The sequence below is a fragment of the Aeromonas sp. 600724 genome, assembly GCF_049175135.1.
Taxonomy (GTDB): Bacteria; Pseudomonadota; Gammaproteobacteria; order Enterobacterales; family Aeromonadaceae; genus Aeromonas; species Aeromonas veronii_A.
On sequence record NZ_JAAKUM010000013.1, the window covers coordinates 121,906 to 137,079 of the forward strand.

19 protein-coding genes are annotated in these 15,174 nt (G+C 56.4%); 2 read left to right on the top strand and 17 right to left on the bottom strand.

All coding sequences use genetic code 11. The features are described 5' to 3' along the window. The first annotated feature begins 216 nt into the window (after positions 1–216). Together G5168_RS13540 and G5168_RS13545 are read left to right on the top strand one after the other, a co-directional pair. Entirely contained in the window at positions 217–501 is a 285-nt protein-coding gene (locus tag G5168_RS13540) for a hypothetical protein (RefSeq protein WP_421252327.1), read from the top strand. A 200-nt stretch (positions 502–701) separates the two neighbouring features. After that, positions 702–1,301 (top strand): hypothetical protein, encoded by a 600-nt coding sequence (locus G5168_RS13545; RefSeq protein ID WP_421204971.1) that lies wholly within the window; start codon positions 702–704, stop codon positions 1,299–1,301. Positions 1,302–1,367: 66 nt separating this feature from the next. On the opposite strand, the gene G5168_RS13550 is transcribed toward G5168_RS13545, so the two are convergent. From G5168_RS13550 to G5168_RS13630, 17 genes are all read right to left on the bottom strand, one after another. Further along, the gene (locus tag G5168_RS13550) at positions 1,368–2,117 is read right to left on the bottom strand and encodes a hypothetical protein (RefSeq protein ID WP_421252345.1); all 750 of its coding nucleotides are present in this window, start codon (positions 2,115–2,117) and stop codon (positions 1,368–1,370) included. Further along, positions 2,117–2,563, bottom strand: a complete 447-nt coding sequence (locus G5168_RS13555) for a phage tail terminator protein (RefSeq protein WP_421252328.1) — start codon at positions 2,561–2,563, stop codon at positions 2,117–2,119. Before G5168_RS13555 ends, G5168_RS13550 begins: the two co-directional genes overlap by 1 nt. Continuing rightward, entirely contained in the window at positions 2,560–2,985 is a 426-nt protein-coding gene (locus tag G5168_RS13560; RefSeq protein ID WP_421252329.1) for a gp436 family protein, read from the bottom strand. The genes G5168_RS13555 and G5168_RS13560 overlap by 4 nt, the downstream gene beginning before the upstream one ends. A gap of 1 nt (position 2,986) precedes the next feature. Further along, the gene (locus G5168_RS13565) at positions 2,987–3,466 is read right to left on the bottom strand and encodes a Rho termination factor N-terminal domain-containing protein (RefSeq protein ID WP_421252330.1); all 480 of its coding nucleotides are present in this window, start codon (positions 3,464–3,466) and stop codon (positions 2,987–2,989) included. Between the two features lie 70 nt (positions 3,467–3,536). Further along, positions 3,537–4,445 carry a Mu-like prophage major head subunit gpT family protein gene (locus tag G5168_RS13570; protein WP_040069229.1) on the bottom strand — a complete coding sequence of 303 codons (909 nt, stop codon included), beginning with the start codon at positions 4,443–4,445 and terminating at the stop codon, positions 3,537–3,539. 80 nt (positions 4,446–4,525) lie between these two features. Continuing rightward, positions 4,526–5,746 carry a phage protease gene (locus tag G5168_RS13575; protein WP_421252331.1) on the bottom strand — a complete coding sequence of 407 codons (1,221 nt, stop codon included), beginning with the start codon at positions 5,744–5,746 and terminating at the stop codon, positions 4,526–4,528. A gap of 419 nt (positions 5,747–6,165) precedes the next feature. After that, positions 6,166–6,699, bottom strand: a complete 534-nt coding sequence (locus tag G5168_RS13580) for a hypothetical protein (RefSeq protein ID WP_421252332.1) — start codon at positions 6,697–6,699, stop codon at positions 6,166–6,168. Between the two features lie 14 nt (positions 6,700–6,713). Continuing rightward, on the bottom strand, positions 6,714–7,787 hold the full coding sequence (locus G5168_RS13585; RefSeq protein WP_421252333.1) for a hypothetical protein: 1,074 nt from the start codon (positions 7,785–7,787) through the stop codon (positions 6,714–6,716). Between the two features lie 278 nt (positions 7,788–8,065). Next, positions 8,066–8,500 carry a phage virion morphogenesis protein gene (locus G5168_RS13590; protein WP_421252334.1) on the bottom strand — a complete coding sequence of 145 codons (435 nt, stop codon included), beginning with the start codon at positions 8,498–8,500 and terminating at the stop codon, positions 8,066–8,068. Next, entirely contained in the window at positions 8,500–8,700 is a 201-nt protein-coding gene (locus G5168_RS13595; protein ID WP_013723702.1) for a hypothetical protein, read from the bottom strand. The genes G5168_RS13590 and G5168_RS13595 overlap by 1 nt, the downstream gene beginning before the upstream one ends. A 35-nt stretch (positions 8,701–8,735) precedes the next feature. Continuing rightward, the gene (locus tag G5168_RS13600; RefSeq protein ID WP_421252335.1) at positions 8,736–10,208 is read right to left on the bottom strand and encodes a phage minor head protein; all 1,473 of its coding nucleotides are present in this window, start codon (positions 10,206–10,208) and stop codon (positions 8,736–8,738) included. Between the two features lie 337 nt (positions 10,209–10,545). Continuing rightward, positions 10,546–12,129 (bottom strand): DUF935 domain-containing protein, encoded by a 1,584-nt coding sequence (locus G5168_RS13605; protein WP_421252336.1) that lies wholly within the window; start codon positions 12,127–12,129, stop codon positions 10,546–10,548. Further along, positions 12,129–13,688, bottom strand: coding sequence for a terminase large subunit domain-containing protein (locus G5168_RS13610; protein WP_421252337.1), 1,560 nt, complete (start codon positions 13,686–13,688; stop codon positions 12,129–12,131). Before G5168_RS13610 ends, G5168_RS13605 begins: the two co-directional genes overlap by 1 nt. Next, on the bottom strand, positions 13,688–14,263 hold the full coding sequence (locus tag G5168_RS13615) for a DUF3486 family protein (RefSeq protein ID WP_005353368.1): 576 nt from the start codon (positions 14,261–14,263) through the stop codon (positions 13,688–13,690). The genes G5168_RS13610 and G5168_RS13615 overlap by 1 nt, the downstream gene beginning before the upstream one ends. Before the next feature lie 2 nt (positions 14,264–14,265). Then, positions 14,266–14,562, bottom strand: a complete 297-nt coding sequence (locus G5168_RS13620; protein ID WP_421252338.1) for an ArsR family transcriptional regulator — start codon at positions 14,560–14,562, stop codon at positions 14,266–14,268. 79 nt (positions 14,563–14,641) lie between these two features. Further along, positions 14,642–14,956, bottom strand: coding sequence for a DUF2730 family protein (locus tag G5168_RS13625; RefSeq protein ID WP_215782978.1), 315 nt, complete (start codon positions 14,954–14,956; stop codon positions 14,642–14,644). Next, positions 14,937–15,164 carry a TraR/DksA C4-type zinc finger protein gene (locus G5168_RS13630; protein WP_076495051.1) on the bottom strand — a complete coding sequence of 76 codons (228 nt, stop codon included), beginning with the start codon at positions 15,162–15,164 and terminating at the stop codon, positions 14,937–14,939. Before G5168_RS13630 ends, G5168_RS13625 begins: the two co-directional genes overlap by 20 nt. Positions 15,165–15,174: the final 10 nt, after the last annotated feature.

Sequence of the window (15,174 nt, forward strand, 5' to 3'; positions counted from 1 at the left end):
TTCACTGTAGAATAAACAATGGCGGGTCTGCCCGCCGTTCTGCTATCCCGCCCTTATACCGTCACGGGCCAATCCACATAGAAGAGGACGCTCTTACCATCCACGGCCAGCAGCTCCCTCTCCAACTGACAGCACAACGACCTGTCATTTCTGACAGTGGCAAGTGAGCCTGTACGGTCAAGACTTAGATTTACTGAGTCGAAAGGTATGGGCGTAATGCATCAATTTGGCGTCTGGCATGAAGGGGGGCAGCACACTATACAAGGGCTGCCGATCCTGAAACATCTACTGCGCTCACGCCATGGCGATGTGATGGTGCGTTATGTCAGCCGTGCAGATACCCCTTGCACCTTGTTTCTAATCATCAAAGATGGCGTACCGTACCAGAAGTTCAAAGAAGGCACTCCGCCGCTGGATTGGCAGTGGCTAGAACAATCCACCCTTCCCCTTTCTGCCTCATCTCAACCACTGGTCATGATTAAGCGGCTAGCATTGCGTTAAAACCAATCACCTCTAATCGTTCCCCCTCCTGTGTCGAGACACACTTTCTTGATTTAACTTGATGGTTATGTGCGGCAAATCACACTTACCAGCCCCTGATTTAGAGCTCGAGCACTAGTCTTAAAGTGTAAGCAGGAAGCGATCATGGTGGTGAGCTTTGCCAGCTCTGCAGTCCCCATACATAAATGGAGAGTGCGATCATGGAAAAAATTCCCTGTCTAATCTTGGCAGTCTGTATAGCCCCCCTTACTGGCTGTTCAAGCATACCGGACAAGTTAGCCGAATCTACGGCCATCGAATGGCCCTGGCCCGACAACAAACCAGGCGATAATGCCCAAGCTGAATATCTAAAAGCAACTGCGTATTGCGTCAAACTCCAGCAGTATTACGCCGCAGGCGGTAGTTCTACCAAAGCAGCAAAATTTGGTCTGGCAGCACTAGGTACAATGGCTGGCGCAGTCTTTGCGCCTATAGCCACGGGATCAGCAGCAATTGCATGGTCTGGCTTTTCGGGGGCGACCAATGCCCTACAAATATCCTATGACCAGTCCTTTGACTATGCCCTTGTGACGGCTCGGCGAGCACAAATTCAGAGAGAGATGGAAAAGGGTCAAGATGCTTATGCTGAAAAGCCAACGGTTCTAAGTGCTATTAATTTGGCATCCAGATGTGCCATGGCACCGGCACAGGTTGACCAAGCATTTATGGCTACGCTTAACGACTTAAGAAACAGCGGAAAAAAACCAGAAGAGAAGCAACCAGAGGTGGTAAAACCACCAGCAACCCCAGACAAAAAATAAGCAGAAATGAAATAATGGAAAACGGCGGGCCTCCCGCCGTTATTCATTCCCCCACAGCCCCAATCATCACACAGTGACCGGTCGATCCACATAGAAGGGGGCGGTCTCGCCATCCACGGCCAGCAACTCTCCCTCCAGCTCAATCTCGATGGGCTTGTCGCTCATAAAGTCCACTGCCTTCTTGGGGGACAAGCTGGCACGGGGCACAGTCAGTTTGATGGCCTCGCCACTGACGATACTGCGGCCATCAAGCAGCAGCCGCGCCTTGATCTCCGGCTGGATATTGCCCGCGATGCGGGTACCGGTCACCGCGTTATAGGTACCGCTGACCGTCAGGCTGCCGCCATCTGCCACCGAGCTCCCCTTGATCGCCCGTACCAGCCCGAGCGCATAGTTGACCTCGATATCGGTACCCACCACCAGCGCCTTGGCCCCTTCCTTGATGGCCAGGCCAGTCGCGGCAATATTGCTCTTGCCGAGCGGAGCCCACTTCGGCCAGGCGGGCAGAACGACCGGCAGATCAGTCAGCGTCCCGGCCCCCTGATTAATGGGGCTCTCCAGACCCATAAAGGCGGCTGCCAGCAGCACTGGTGGGATCTCGGTGGTCTTGATGGTGACCATGGCAGGCTTGGGAATGTGGTAGTTCTCCCGCGCCTGACCATATTGCCCCTTGCGCTTGCTGGGAATGGAGATCTTCTGGCTGTCGGGTTTCACTTCCAGGCTATCCACATCGATCGGGCCAATCACCCCGGCCGAGAGCCCGTTCACAAAGGTCTCGATAAAGAGATCCCCTTCCAGGTGCAGTGTTTCGCTCATCATCGCTCTCCTTTAAATTTCACTCGGGTAGTAAAGGCAAGCGGCAGATAGGCAGCACCGCCGCTGTAACTGGGTTTGACCGGTGGGGTGACCCGGCGAAAGGTACTGTCACCACATGCTCGCCCACTGACGGCCTGCAGGATGCGGGCAAGCCACACTCCGGCACTGACCTCCCTGGGGCTGGCACGATGCACCAGCACCAGCAACCAGAGCTGATCAAAGCTGCTGGCCCGGCCTGACTGGGTGCCTTCGCTCTCACGTTCGCCCTGATAGACCACATGCACCGCCGGACTGTGCTGGCCCAGATTGGCGATGGCTGCCACATCGGTGGCCACAAACACCTCCTTGAGCCCCGCAGGTTTGAGAGGGGCCAGCAGCTCACGCAGCCGCTCACCCGCCTGCAGGTAGTCGAGTTCGGTACCAGACGGGTTGGGGGGTTGGCTCATAGAAAGCCCCCATTGTCGCGCCCCTGACTCCGGCCAAAGACGCGCCCATCCGACTGCAGTTGAGCCAGATTCTGGCTCTCCAGGGTGGCGCCATCGGATGCCAACCCCAGCGCCAGCTCCCCCTTGCCAACCGATTTCAGAAAGGCCAGGGCAGCCTCATTGCGCTTGGCTATCTGCTCCGGTGCCTGTTCACCATAGAGACGGTGACGGGCGATATCGGCGCAGATAGGTACCAGGGCACTCGGTATATGGGCCAGCGGCAAGGGATAGCGACCCGCCAGATAGCCATCGATCAAGGCGCCTGCATCCTGCAGGGCGAGATGCAAGGCCACCTCGTCCAGCTCGCCGGTCGGCGTCATGGCCAGGCGCAGCAACTCGGCCTCGCCAAAGCGGATCACCATGTCATTGACGCTGGCATACATATCACTGCTCTCCGTTCTGGCCAGATGGCTGCTCATCCTTGACTGGGTATTGCATGTCGGTCGCCGCGATCGCCGTCACCAGTTCGGCCTTTTTGAGCTTGGCCGCCTCCGGGATACCCATCTGCAGCGCCAGCTCGCGCAGCTCATCGACCTTCATCTCGGCCAGCGGCGTGACCTTGCCCGCCTGAGTGGCGTCACTATTCTGGGTGGCAACACCGGCCAGATAGCCCGAACCGGTCAGGACGCCCAGTGTTGCGTCCAGATCCCCAGGCGCCGATGGTGCATCACCTGCCTGAAAGCTGGCGTCTTCAGCCAACCGGACGACCACCAGACGCGGGTCGTTCTCCAGGGTCGCGCACTGCTCAGGCGACACAACCATCTCAGACTTGCCCGGTACAATCGGCAGGCCCGCACGGAAATAGTTCTGACGAACCATTGATGTAATGCCGACCCGAATAGCCAGTTCCATCTCTTGTTCCATCTCATGTTTTCCTCGTCGAATCTGATAGAGAGGCTGTTTAAACCGGGGGTTAAACAGCCACAACGCAGGGTTAGAGGTAGTCAGCCACCACCAGCTCCAACTTGCCTTTCAGCTCGTTGCTGCTGCTGTTCGCCAGCTCTCGCTCCAGCATCTGGGTCGCCAGCTTCTCAAGGGAGGGCGGTACCACCAGCAGAGTGGCCTTCACCCCGAGCTTGCGGCCACCATCGGCTTGAAACTCCCGCATTTTGGAGAAGGAATCCCACAGGTTGTCGGGGGTCAGCGCCCGCTTGTTGGCAAAGGCCAGCTGCCAGAAGCCAAAGCCTGCGGCATCACGGCAATCGACCCCGTAACGGAACTCCTTGCGGGTGAATACCGCCTCGTCATCGACCTTGGTCATGGCAATCAGCTGCGGCGACTTGCGATCCTGGAAGATGACCGGCTTGAGGGCACGGCTGGTATCGAGCAGGAACCAGGGCTCCCCCTGATAACCGGCATCCACCACCACGTTGGCGCTCAAAACAGGGGTACCGGTGCCATCGGCCTTGGGATAGACAGGGTGATCGGTGTCGAAGAAATACTGGCCGTCATAGCAAGGCGTGGTGAAGCCAGCGCCGAGCAGACCAAAGCAGAGCTCGTCGGGGTGGATCCCCGCCGCTAGACCCATCTCTTGAAACAAGGGGGCATAGATACCCAGCTCGTCATCCTCGATATCGTTGCGATCGACCGCCACGGTGGCCTCGAAGTCTTCGTTGACGATCTGGTAACCGTGCGCCTTCATCGACTCGATCACCCGATCACCGACCCACTTGCGCAGACTGGGGAACTTGCCCAACCAGCCATAGGTGTTGGACTTGGTGGTCGATTTGATCACGGTGGCGATCTTGGTGTACTGGGCAGGCGCTTCACTCTTGGCGTCTTCAAAGTTCTTCTTGAAGCCGGTGAAGAGGGCCTGCAACAGCGCGGGAGTAACAATGGCCATACGGGTGTTCCTTCTCTGGTTAAACAGGTTGGTCTGGCGGTCGCGTTCGTCCGATTACGCCGCTGCGCGGCTAAGCGAACCTACCGGCCTTTTGCCTTGGCAAACTCTTCATAGGAAATGCCGAGCTGATCGGCGGCATACTTGTCGTCCGCCGAGAGCACAGCCTCTCCCTTCTTCTCGGGCAGGGTCACTTGGGTGGTCTGGCTGGCGGCCAGGGCGGCAATCGCCGGACGGGGCTCCAGCAACGCCTTGAGGGCCGCCACCCCTTTCTGGGCGGCATAGGCGGTCAAATACTCCTCTTCTGCTGCCACCACCTTGCCCTGGGTACGGGCTTCCTTGATCAAGGTCGCAGCATCCGTGGTCTCGACCTTGGCGCTCAAGGTGGCGACTTCCGTCACCAGGGCGTTATAGGTCTCCACCGGTACATACTTGGCCAGGTCAATCTGGCCACCCTGCCCTGTGGCGACGGTCGCCTTGAGCGCGGCCAGCGAGGTGCGCTCAGCAGTGAGAGCTGCCTCCAGCTCCGGCGCCTTTTTGGCAATGGCCTGCAGGGTATCCAGAGCAGCCAAAGCGGCAGTCCCCTGCTCGGCGGTAAACTGGCCATCGGCACTCGGCTGGATGCCGAGTTTGCCGAGCAGCGCGATCAGGTGTTCGTTCATGGATTTCTCCTGTTGTGTAACATGGGATGAGGTGGCCAGCTGGCCGGGTTGGGTAGACATAAGGCTTGAAGCGGGTAACGCACTCAAAGCGGCAAGCGCCTGCATGCCTACCACACCGGGGTCATTGGTAATGGCGGTCATCCGCAGTTCCAGCGGGCGGCCCTGGGCGTCATAGGGAAAGACGGCAGACAGGAATCGGTACTCTTTGGCAGCCACCAGGGCGGCAGCCCGCTCCGTCCAGCGCGGCTTGATAAAGAGCCCCTGCCCTTCGCGCCACTCAATTTCGTCGGCGTTGTACCAACCGGCCGCAGGGGCTGGCTGGCCGTTCTGGTCAGTCTTGAGGGTCTGGTGGTCGTAATCGATCAGGATGTCTTGCCCAAGGGCTTTGGCTCGGGCAATCAGGGCAGCAGCGATCTGCCCGTCCAGTTGCCAGTGGCCACTCGCCACATCGAACGGGCGACCATCACGGGCCTTGAACGGGCCGACCGGCAGCAATTGGTACCAGCCATCGCCTTGAGGGGTGAGCTGCGCATCGAGCACCGCCAGCCGCTCCCCGCTGACGGGGTTGGCTTGGAGGATGGCCACGAAGGGCGCTGAGTATGGGGTCTTGGATATGTTCATGCCGCCATAGTGCGGCGGCATGAAGGGGGATGGGGTTTATGGTGGGTTACTGCCACATAATTAGGAGAAAAATTCGACCAAATCACAACATTTGTGTATGGTTCGAACCAAACTAGCAGGATCTGTAAGAAAACACGAAATGCCAAAAAAACAATCAGAAGTAATTGATGCTATATCAGACAGGCCACTACGCTTACGTAAAGCACTTCTGGGAAAAACTACAGATTGTACCTCAGTAGGCGCTGTTACATCTGATGATGTTAAAGCCAAATGGCCTTTGTTGATGCAGAGTGGTTTATGCTGTCGAGATATAGTATCACTGGCAAATAGCCATGATATAGAGCCTCAAATATTTGAGCGACTGATGACAAATCTCTATAGCTCATTATAACATAAGTAGTATAAGCTAAATCCCCTTCCGCTATACGTAACAGAACGCATTATAAATCATCAAAGCTATTAGCACATGATTTACGCTCCATATTCATTAAGAAATAGAGGCCTACGCCACAAGCCCTTAATAGATACCAACATTGATAGAAAAAACAAACAGTTAAAACGAATAGTGCCTCTTGTTTCAGTACAAATACCCAGAATGGATCCTTAATCATAACTACTGCATATAGTGATGTAATTTTCATAAACATGCCTAAAGCAACCATCATCGCAGATGTTGTCATTGGACTAACAATAATTGCTATATAGTCAACTTGTTTATCTCTCTCTGCTCTTGTTTTTGTTCTAGACTCGATCACCGCTGTGGCGGGCCCAGCAAGTAAGGCTAACCATGCACCAAAAACAGCGAACAATAACCCAGAAACTGTCAATATAACATCCAAGAGAGATAAGATAGCCTGTCCCTTAATAAAAAAGGCGTAGTTATAGACGACGAAACCAATAGTTACAATTACAGTTATTCGGACACATTTAAGAGCCCACTCAGTCATCTCCTTCTTATTTTTAAAGTTAATCATACTCTTCCCCTTGCTTAATCAGAGACCCATCTTTTTAGTTCACCCCTAACATCCCTCTGCAGTATTGCCATCAATCTTTCTGCATCAGGGACTGAGTCTTCAAATGAACTGGGTACATTTAAATCCAACTCTTCAACAATTTTCCCACCGCTGAGATGATAAAGCTTCTGTTCGCCTTCCATTTTGTATCCCACGTCATACAGCTTATCATAATTACTTTCCTCATACTGTTTAATTGCACTGTCTATATCTTGTACTTTTAAGTTAACAGGCAACTCTAATTTAATTGACTTACGAATTCTTTGGTCAATTTTTTCCTCTCCTTCATCAAGGCTAAAAAACAATGATGCGAGTTGATATAACCCCTCTCTATACTTTTCTCTCGAAGAGATCGATTTCGCACTAATTACCTTAACTACCGCCTTAATCTTAGAGACCTTGTTTTTAATTTCTTCATAATACCCTGGCCTTGGGTATGGGGTCATGGAACATGCAGCAATCAATGTTTTATCAGGTATTCTTAGATCTGGTCCTGACGCAGGTTTACCCTGTGCAGAAAATCCATTTCTGATATTTGGATTATCCACTGACCTAATAACTGAATTAGAAAAAAACGATATAAACTGCAACATGAATGCTCGAAATTGAGCAAGCCCCAAATTATGAGTCTCAGCAGGACTTACACAAGCGACAGTGTTCAATTCAGGCAAAAACCAAAAAAACGTCGGGAACCCTGGTATTGCATCTTTATCACCAGAGACTGGTTTGACGTGGTTTTGATCTGAACTCGCTTGACCATTAGCAAACAAAATTTTCCCTTTACGGTTCTCGACCTCATTCCATAATATTACGAACCAGTCTCCATTATTGTTTTTTGATGGAACCATATCCAATAAGTATGAGTGGTTCAGCCTTAACTCCGCTTTGGAATAAGTTCTTTTCTCCATTAAAGGACGCTTACTCGCAACACCCCAATGATGCAATTGTTGCAACATATCCTTAACGTCACATGCTTTAGCTGGCTGATGTTTACGGCCTTCATAGATTCCCCATCGGCCAATTTTATACAATGCAAACGACAGTTTCATACTCATACGCTCTAGAACCCAAATGAAGCATATGATGATATGATCTAGCCTTCTGCTTATCGAGTCATTTGTTAGTATTCGACTCATCATCAGCAAAAAATGTGACGGCAGAGGAATTTGATTCATAAAGGTGCCCACTTGCAGGGGCCTCCAGCAACCAACATGAGCGGTTATCCTGTTTAAGGCTGTTTAAATACAGCACCTCTAACGTTTGACTCGTTTCCCCATAGGTTGTCTACCTCGTAGCTACCAATGCATTCTTACAGGCTTTGGCAGCGTCAGATAAGATACGCCTCCAGCGTCTCCAACACGCTCTGTTTATCCCCTTCTGACAGCCCCAGAGCGCGGCGCTCTGGCAGGTTGATCTCGGGACGGCCGAACTGGTGGGCGGCACCGTATACCATGGGCGTACCGAAGTAGAGGGTCTGGGGATCGACCTGATAGTCGAGGGTATCGCGCAGATCGTCGTTCAGACGAAGCACCTCATCGGCATGTCGGGGCTTGCGGGCACGGTACTTCTCCGAGAGCGGGGCCCAGGGCTCCCCTTCAGGGCTCTCTTGGGCATCCCAGCGATCCCGGTGCGACAGCAGTAGCCCTTCCCCTATATCTGCCAGCGGTTCGCTCAGGTCACCGGTTTTCTGATAGAGCTTGGCCAGCAGCTCAAAGGCATCGTCCACCCCGTGGTGGCTGATGGCGATAAAACTACCGGCCATCAGAACTCATCCTCAAAGGTGGTCATATAGTGCAGCGCTTCCTCATCTGCATTAGCCATCGCGGCCTCCCAGAGATCCCCCATCAGGTCAGCCTCCTCATCACGGGCTTGCTCACACAGGGCATCCAGCGCCTTGGCTTGCGCCAAGGTAAAGGGGCCATCCTGTGCCAGCAGGGCGCTGGCTTGTTCCAGCAAGGTCATTATCTCGCTCCTTTATGTTTTGATCTCCGGGGTCGCTAGCGGCCGCCCTTGGTAGTGGCAGCCGTAGCTTTGGCCAACATGGCTTCCACTCTCTTGGCCAGTTCGGGAAAATGCTCCAGCATGGATTCCCTCGCCAGCAACCAGGCGGCAAACGCCTCGGCAGCCATCTCTTTGCCATTGGTTCCGGCATATTCGGTAATCAGGCCGATGCCGGTGAGATTGGGCTCCCCGGCCCAGAAGTGAACCTGATGGCCGAGCTCATGCAACCAGGTCGAGATCCGCTGGGCCGATTCCCCCAGTTTATCGCCTACATTGGCCGACACACTCCAATGACGGCGCAAGGCTTCACCACTGGCGCCTCTTGGCAGCAATTGGCGCGGGCCGCTATTAGCGTGGGCATCAGCCAACACATCGGCAGCCGCCGCTTGCACCGCCTGCATATCCACCGTTTTTAAAGTATCGCCCCCCTTTACCTTGATAACCAGATGATCCCAGCTGGTTGCGGTAAAGCCGTTGACGCTGCTGGCCCGGCGCGAATAGTAAAAAGAGCGCACCAGATAGGGATCTTTGCCCAAGTAATCAGCAATAGCCGGGGCAACCTTGAGCCCAGCCGCCCCCTTCCCCATTTCGGTGTGCTTGATAAACAGGGTTTTGACCGGATGCGCCTTGAGGAACGCCGTCAATGGTTCGCGTTGGGGGGCTGGCAACTTGGCCAGCAGATCACTCAAACCCTGGGCGGTGACACCTTTAACGCTGGAGAAGGCGCTCTCCACTATCCGTTCTGGCAGTCGCTCGGCCAACGCAGGCTTGGCCGCTTCGCGCTTGGCCACCACCTTGGTCAGCTCTGCCGGAGTCTGGGGGCGATAATCAAAACCGGGGTCGATGCCTTTGGGGATTTTGTGCAACTCCCCGGTGGCCTTGTCCACCCACTCATATGCGCCATCATCCGGGGCCTTGCTGACTACCAAGCCGCGCCGCTTGAGGTCTGCTTCAGAGAGCAGGAACTTCTTGCACTTGCAGCCATAACCATTGCTCGGGCTGTGCGTCGCCCACCAGGGGTGATCCACCGGCAGCACCAGGTTGTTCCACTTGAGGTGCAAGTCCCTTGGGTGCTCGGAGTCCCCATGACGATAGAGCGCATAGGGGCGTTTGTGCTTGATACGCTGGATCTGCTCTTCACGCCCGGCGTTATAACTCTGACGCAGGTTGGTCTCGAAGATGACGCGGGAACGCCAAGACGCCGGGCCGGTATGTTCCCAACCGTGGCGAGCCACAATTTCCTTGAACGCCTTCTGAAAGGCCCCGATGGATTGCCCTTCACTGATCGCCTTGTCTACCGCCCCGCGCAGGTCAGCCAGCAGATCGGTCTTGGTGGCCCCCGCCACCATAAAGGCGCGGTTATGGGCATCGCGCCACACATCGACCCAGCGTTCGCTCGGCATATCGAGTTTCTGGCGAAAGAAGGCGATCGCCTCGGTAAAGGGCAAGGAGCCATAACGTATTGCCATTATATTGCTGCCTCATCAGACCTTTTTATCATTGCGATAATGATTGGCAGATATTGATGCGCCCTCTGTTTTATGATGAGTATGTTCCCAGTGCTGGTCAGCTTTCTCTTTTCATAATTCCAGTTTTCTGGGTGATATGGGGTCATCCGCGGTGACTGGCCGAACCAGCCGCAGCTTTGAAAAGGGGAATTAGCGCTATGGCTAAAACCAAAGAAGGCAAAAAGAAAGTTCACGTACCCGAACACACCAAAATTGTGAACGGTAAGAAGCAAAAAGTACGTGAGCACTATCGTTCCACTCCGAATTAATCGGACCTTCTCTAGCACTGGGAACATCATTAATTCCCCTCCTCCATCTCAAGCATGCCGAGCAGCTCGCTGGCGGCGATGGCTTGCGCCATCAGCGCCCCCAGTTCGTCATGGCTGAGCTCAGGTTCCAGTGCCAACAAGCCATCCCGGATCTCTTCCAGGGTCGTGGCCTGCATCACCAGCGTCTGGACGGCATCGGTCATTCCCGCCAGCAGAGGGGCCGCCTCGGCCTGCAACCGGGCCAACTGGGCATCGTTGTTATCTCCCTGCGCTGCTTTATGTGCTGCCAGTGTCGCCAGTCCCTGACGGGGCAGCCGAGCCTTGAGCTCCGCCTCCCCTGTTACCCCCCGATTATCCTGAATGACCAATACCTCTTCCTGAGCGGTGGGCACCGGGATCTGCAACTTGTCATAGACCCACTGGGTCGGGATCTTCATGCCGATAGAGACCAGCGTGCGCAGCGGCCCCGCCAGTTGCTGCATATCCTCCGGCTCGGTCACATCAAACTCCAGCCGGGGGCTGCGGCGGGGGCCCTGATAGCTCTTGCCGTTCAGGGCATAGAGCGGATAGACCAGATCGCGGGTCAGGGTGGCGGCCAGCTGGCGGAGATCAGCATCCCGTACCTCCTGGCGCACCTCGTTATGAACATTGCCCAGGGCATTGGTCGAGCTCTTGCCATCGGCCTGTGAGGTCAAGGTTCCCCCCAGGATGGCCTTGCTCATGGAGCGCTCGCACCACTCCATCATCACCACAAAGGGATCGGCCTGACCACTGGCGGCGTTCTGGAACTCAATCTCCATCCCGCGCGGAATAATGCCCCCGGCGTTATGACCGATGGAGAGCACCGCCTGCAGCAGGGTGGCCTTCTCTTTCTCGGTCGCCCCTTCCGGGTATTTGCCAAGGCGCACCGGCAGGCCGTAGATCTCCAGAAACTCCGCCAGATCCCGCACGCTGTAGTTCTTGAACAGAAACGGCCAGATCAGGGTACGGACAAGGCCGGTGCGGGCCAGATACCCCGATTTTGACTTGGCCTTGTGCAGCAGCCAGCCAAAGGGGTTGAGGGCAACCCCTTCGTGGCTGTTATCCCGCAGCCGCAACTGGTTGCGATCGTCCGGGTGGGTCTGAAACCAGGCAGGATCACGCCAGATGATGCCCTTGGGGAGCTGTAACCCCTCCACCAACTCCCAGCCGCAAAACTCCTGGGCACAAAACCCCTTGAGTACCGCATCAGTGGCGTCAAAGATGGCATCATCAAACCAGGTAAAGTCCTCTATCAGCTCACGGATCATCTCGCTGTCGCGCTTCTCCGCCGGGGTGGCGTTGCGGGGTGGCTCGATTGTCCAGCTGACCCCCAGCAGAGCGCGGCGACGCTTGCCGAGTTCACTCTGCAGGTGGGCATCCTTCTCCTCCATGTCTTCGGCCAGCTCGCACTGGGCGATCAGGTTGCCCTGTTCTGCCTCCTTCAATGCGGCTGCCGCCCTGCTCGGGGTAAGCCCCACCGTGGGGTGTTCACTATAGTGACGACGCAACTGGGCAAGCGCCGCCGAGTTCTCGGTCTGCGGCTCTTTTTCAAGCCGCAGGGGATTGCCGTTGATATCGATGATCCTGCCCATTACCAGGCCTCTCTCTCGAACGAATGATGGTTATCGCCCCTTGCTTCATCGCGCTTGTTGGGTAGCGGGGTGAACTCGATAGCGCCCCCCTCCATCCAACTGGCCCGCACCGCCATGGCCAGCGCCACCGCAAAGTCACCGTGGCGCTGTTGGCCCCCTTGGCCTGTGTTCTTGCCTTTGTCGATCTTGGGGATGCCGTTGATGACCTGGATTTTCCCCAAGTCATCCTGCACGTCTGCATGGCGCGGGATGGTCAGGTTGCCATCCTCAAACTCTGCCTTGAGCTTGGGCATCCACTCCCGATACCAGGGGTCATTGAGCATCACGCACTCGATCATGCTGGCGCCCCAGCGCAGTCTGGCAGCCTCTGCCAGATAGCCGCCGTTACCGGTGGCATCGAAGGCCGCCGCAGTGAAACGGTGCAACCCCTGCAGCAGGTAGAACAGGATCTGGCGCTGACTCTCATAGGGGGCATTGACCAGCTCCACCACAAAGGGCACCCGTTTGCGCAAGTTGGTGGCGATGGAGAGCGGCACGAACACCGACAAGTCCCCCTTGCGGGCGAAGTCCTCTCCAAACGCATGACGACAACTGTGATCAAGCGCTTCCAGGCAGGGCTTGAGGTTCTCCTCGCACCAGATATCCACCACTGCCTTGCGGGTCTCCTCGCTCTGCAGTTCGAAATCTTTGGGGGCGGTAAAGCGCAGGATGGGGATATCCGGTTGCATCGCCCGCTCAATCAGGGTGCGCTTGATATAGACGCCGCTGCTCTGCTTGGGTACGCAGAAATACTCCTCAAGGGCATCCTCTTCGGTGGCGGTGGCCTTGAGCAGCCCCGCCTTCCAGGCATCCTCGGCTTCCTGTGTCCAAAGGCCGCCCTTGACCTGGCAGATCCGGCGATAGAGCCCCTGGCGGCAGGCATCGTCCAGGCTGATGGTATGGATGGAATACTCTTTGCGGCCCACTCGGCTGTCGTTGATGAGCTGGTTAAACAGGTTATCGACACCGTTATGGGTACTGATCAACCGCACCTTGGCGCCCCACATGGTCAGCGCCATGGCGGCCTTGAGCACCTCGGCCAGTCGGTCGTGGAAAGCGGCCTCGTCGATGGTCACATTGCCCTGCATCCCCCGCAGGTTGGAGGGGTTGCTGGAGAGCGCCTGCACCTTGAAGCCCGAGGCGAAATAGACCACGAAGGTGAGGATCGCCTTGTCCTCGTCGTCGGTGAATACCTCCTCCTGGATCTCACCGGCCGCCTTGTTGTACGCCTTGGCCCACATGGCCACCGCATCGATAAACTCGCGGGCCATCTCCTTGTTGCTGCCCACATAGAAGTGGTGGCAACCGCCAGCCGTCTTGGTCTTGGAGGCCGTCAGAGCCGCGTCAGCCGCCTCCGCCCAGGTGATACCGGTACGGCGGCTCTTCTCGGCAATCTTGAGCGGGCTCTCGTCGGCAATCCAGATCCGCTGGTACGGCAGCAACACCTCGTCGGGGTTGTATTCGGTACCCAGGGTCTGGGCCAACTGTTGGGCGATAGGGGTCTGAGCAATGGTGGTCATCAGGCAATCCCCAGGATTTCGCGACGTATCTCGGCGGCGGCTTCACCACTCAAGCCCGCCTGAGTCACAATGGCTTCGGTCTTGGCGGCGATCTCTTCGGCAAATGCCTGGCGGATCTCTTTCTCCCGCTTGTGACTCTGCATAGCGGTCGATTCGAGCCGCTGGGCTGCAAGCATGGCGTTTTTCAGCATGTCGATATCCACCGCCTCCTCCGGGTTCTGCACCTGAGCCAGCATCGCCTTGAACAGCTGGGAACGACCCAGCTCCAGAATGAGCTTGGTGGTCTCCCCCATCGGCTTGTCGCCAAGCTGGGAGGTCAAGGCGGCCGTGGTTTCACGCAAATCCCGCAGGTGCTGGCCGACCTGTTCAACCTGGCTGGCATGACGGCTTAACCCGGAGCGGGAGAGCTTGAGATCATCGGGCAACCCAGCCTCCTCGATCAGGCCGTTGATCTCATCCAGGATGGCAGCCTGACTGTTGCCCTTGTCCCGCAGCATCTCGTTGAGCGCGTTGCGGATGGACTCAGGCAGCAGCCACACCTTGCTGGCGCGGCCTCGGGTCGGTTTATCGGCCATGGTCAATCCTCCGCTCGGGGCTTCTTGACGCCGGGCACCGTTGCCCGGCCCTCTGCCGCATCCTGCCCACGACCGGTCAGGTGAGCCACCTGCACCATGGCCAGTCGCTCGATGCGCACCAGTCCCTGCTCTTCCAGCCAGGCCAGCAGGGTCTTCACCCGATCCCGTGTCACCCGGCCGGTACCCAGCTGGTCGAGGCAGTCATTGAGGATTGACTCGTTGGCGGCACCACCGATATCCAGCAGGGAGCGCAGGATCACCAGCCGCTGCTGGGCGTCCAATATCGCTTGAATACTCATGCCTTCTCCTTAAGTGCGATTGGTAACGGCAGCCTGGTAAAACACTGCTGGGCCCCACATAACAGAATTTGTTGAATGCTCATGGCTTCTCCTTCTGTACGGCGGCGAGCTCGTTTTCCAACAGCAGATCGGCAAGACGACGGGCTTGGCGCAGCTCCGGCTTCACCTCCCGCAACTCCCCTCGCAGCTCGCTGATCTCCAGCTGCAGCTTGTGCAGCTCACGCTCGCTCGGCAGATCAGCCAGTACCTGCTCCACCCGCTGGACTCTCTGCGCCAGGGCCGTGAGGTCTTCGCGCTTGGCGTAGGTCTTGGAGAGCAAGATGATGACCACCAGACCCACCAGGCTGGCCAACGCATAGAGCGGGCCCCAGTTCTTAACGATGAATTCCCACACGGGTCGCCTCCTTGCGCTCATACAGGGTCTGGCACTCGATACAGCGCTCGGCACCAGGCTCGGCTGCAAGGCGGGAGGGCGGGATGGCTTCGTCACAATCGCAGCAGATACCATCGCCGTGTGGCCTTGCCCTGTTCTGGTGGGCTTCGATAATGCGCCCAGTCCGATCGGCATCGGCCTGCTGGGCGCGGTCTATGAGGTTTGTCACATGACCTCTC

Coding starts and splice junctions, on each gene's coding strand:
- G5168_RS13615 (WP_005353368.1), bottom strand. CDS start 14,263: ATGGCCGATAAACCGACCCGAGGCCGCGCCAGCAAGGTGTGGCTGCTG.
- G5168_RS13620 (WP_421252338.1), bottom strand. CDS start 14,562: ATGAGTATTCAAGCGATATTGGACGCCCAGCAGCGGCTGGTGATCCTG.
- G5168_RS13590 (WP_421252334.1), bottom strand. CDS start 8,500: ATGGCCGGTAGTTTTATCGCCATCAGCCACCACGGGGTGGACGATGCC.
- G5168_RS13610 (WP_421252337.1), bottom strand. CDS start 13,688: ATGACCACCATTGCTCAGACCCCTATCGCCCAACAGTTGGCCCAGACC.
- G5168_RS13545 (WP_421204971.1), top strand. CDS start 702: ATGGAAAAAATTCCCTGTCTAATCTTGGCAGTCTGTATAGCCCCCCTT.
- G5168_RS13570 (WP_040069229.1), bottom strand. CDS start 4,445: ATGGCCATTGTTACTCCCGCGCTGTTGCAGGCCCTCTTCACCGGCTTC.
- G5168_RS13560 (WP_421252329.1), bottom strand. CDS start 2,985: ATGTATGCCAGCGTCAATGACATGGTGATCCGCTTTGGCGAGGCCGAG.
- G5168_RS13540 (WP_421252327.1), top strand. CDS start 217: ATGCATCAATTTGGCGTCTGGCATGAAGGGGGGCAGCACACTATACAA.
- G5168_RS13550 (WP_421252345.1), bottom strand. CDS start 2,117: ATGAGCGAAACACTGCACCTGGAAGGGGATCTCTTTATCGAGACCTTT.
- G5168_RS13585 (WP_421252333.1), bottom strand. CDS start 7,787: ATGAAACTGTCGTTTGCATTGTATAAAATTGGCCGATGGGGAATCTAT.
- G5168_RS13580 (WP_421252332.1), bottom strand. CDS start 6,699: ATGATTAACTTTAAAAATAAGAAGGAGATGACTGAGTGGGCTCTTAAA.
- G5168_RS13605 (WP_421252336.1), bottom strand. CDS start 12,129: ATGGGCAGGATCATCGATATCAACGGCAATCCCCTGCGGCTTGAAAAA.
- G5168_RS13575 (WP_421252331.1), bottom strand. CDS start 5,746: ATGCCGCCGCACTATGGCGGCATGAACATATCCAAGACCCCATACTCA.
- G5168_RS13565 (WP_421252330.1), bottom strand. CDS start 3,466: ATGGAACAAGAGATGGAACTGGCTATTCGGGTCGGCATTACATCAATG.
- G5168_RS13595 (WP_013723702.1), bottom strand. CDS start 8,700: ATGACCTTGCTGGAACAAGCCAGCGCCCTGCTGGCACAGGATGGCCCC.
- G5168_RS13555 (WP_421252328.1), bottom strand. CDS start 2,563: ATGAGCCAACCCCCCAACCCGTCTGGTACCGAACTCGACTACCTGCAG.
- G5168_RS13600 (WP_421252335.1), bottom strand. CDS start 10,208: ATGGCAATACGTTATGGCTCCTTGCCCTTTACCGAGGCGATCGCCTTC.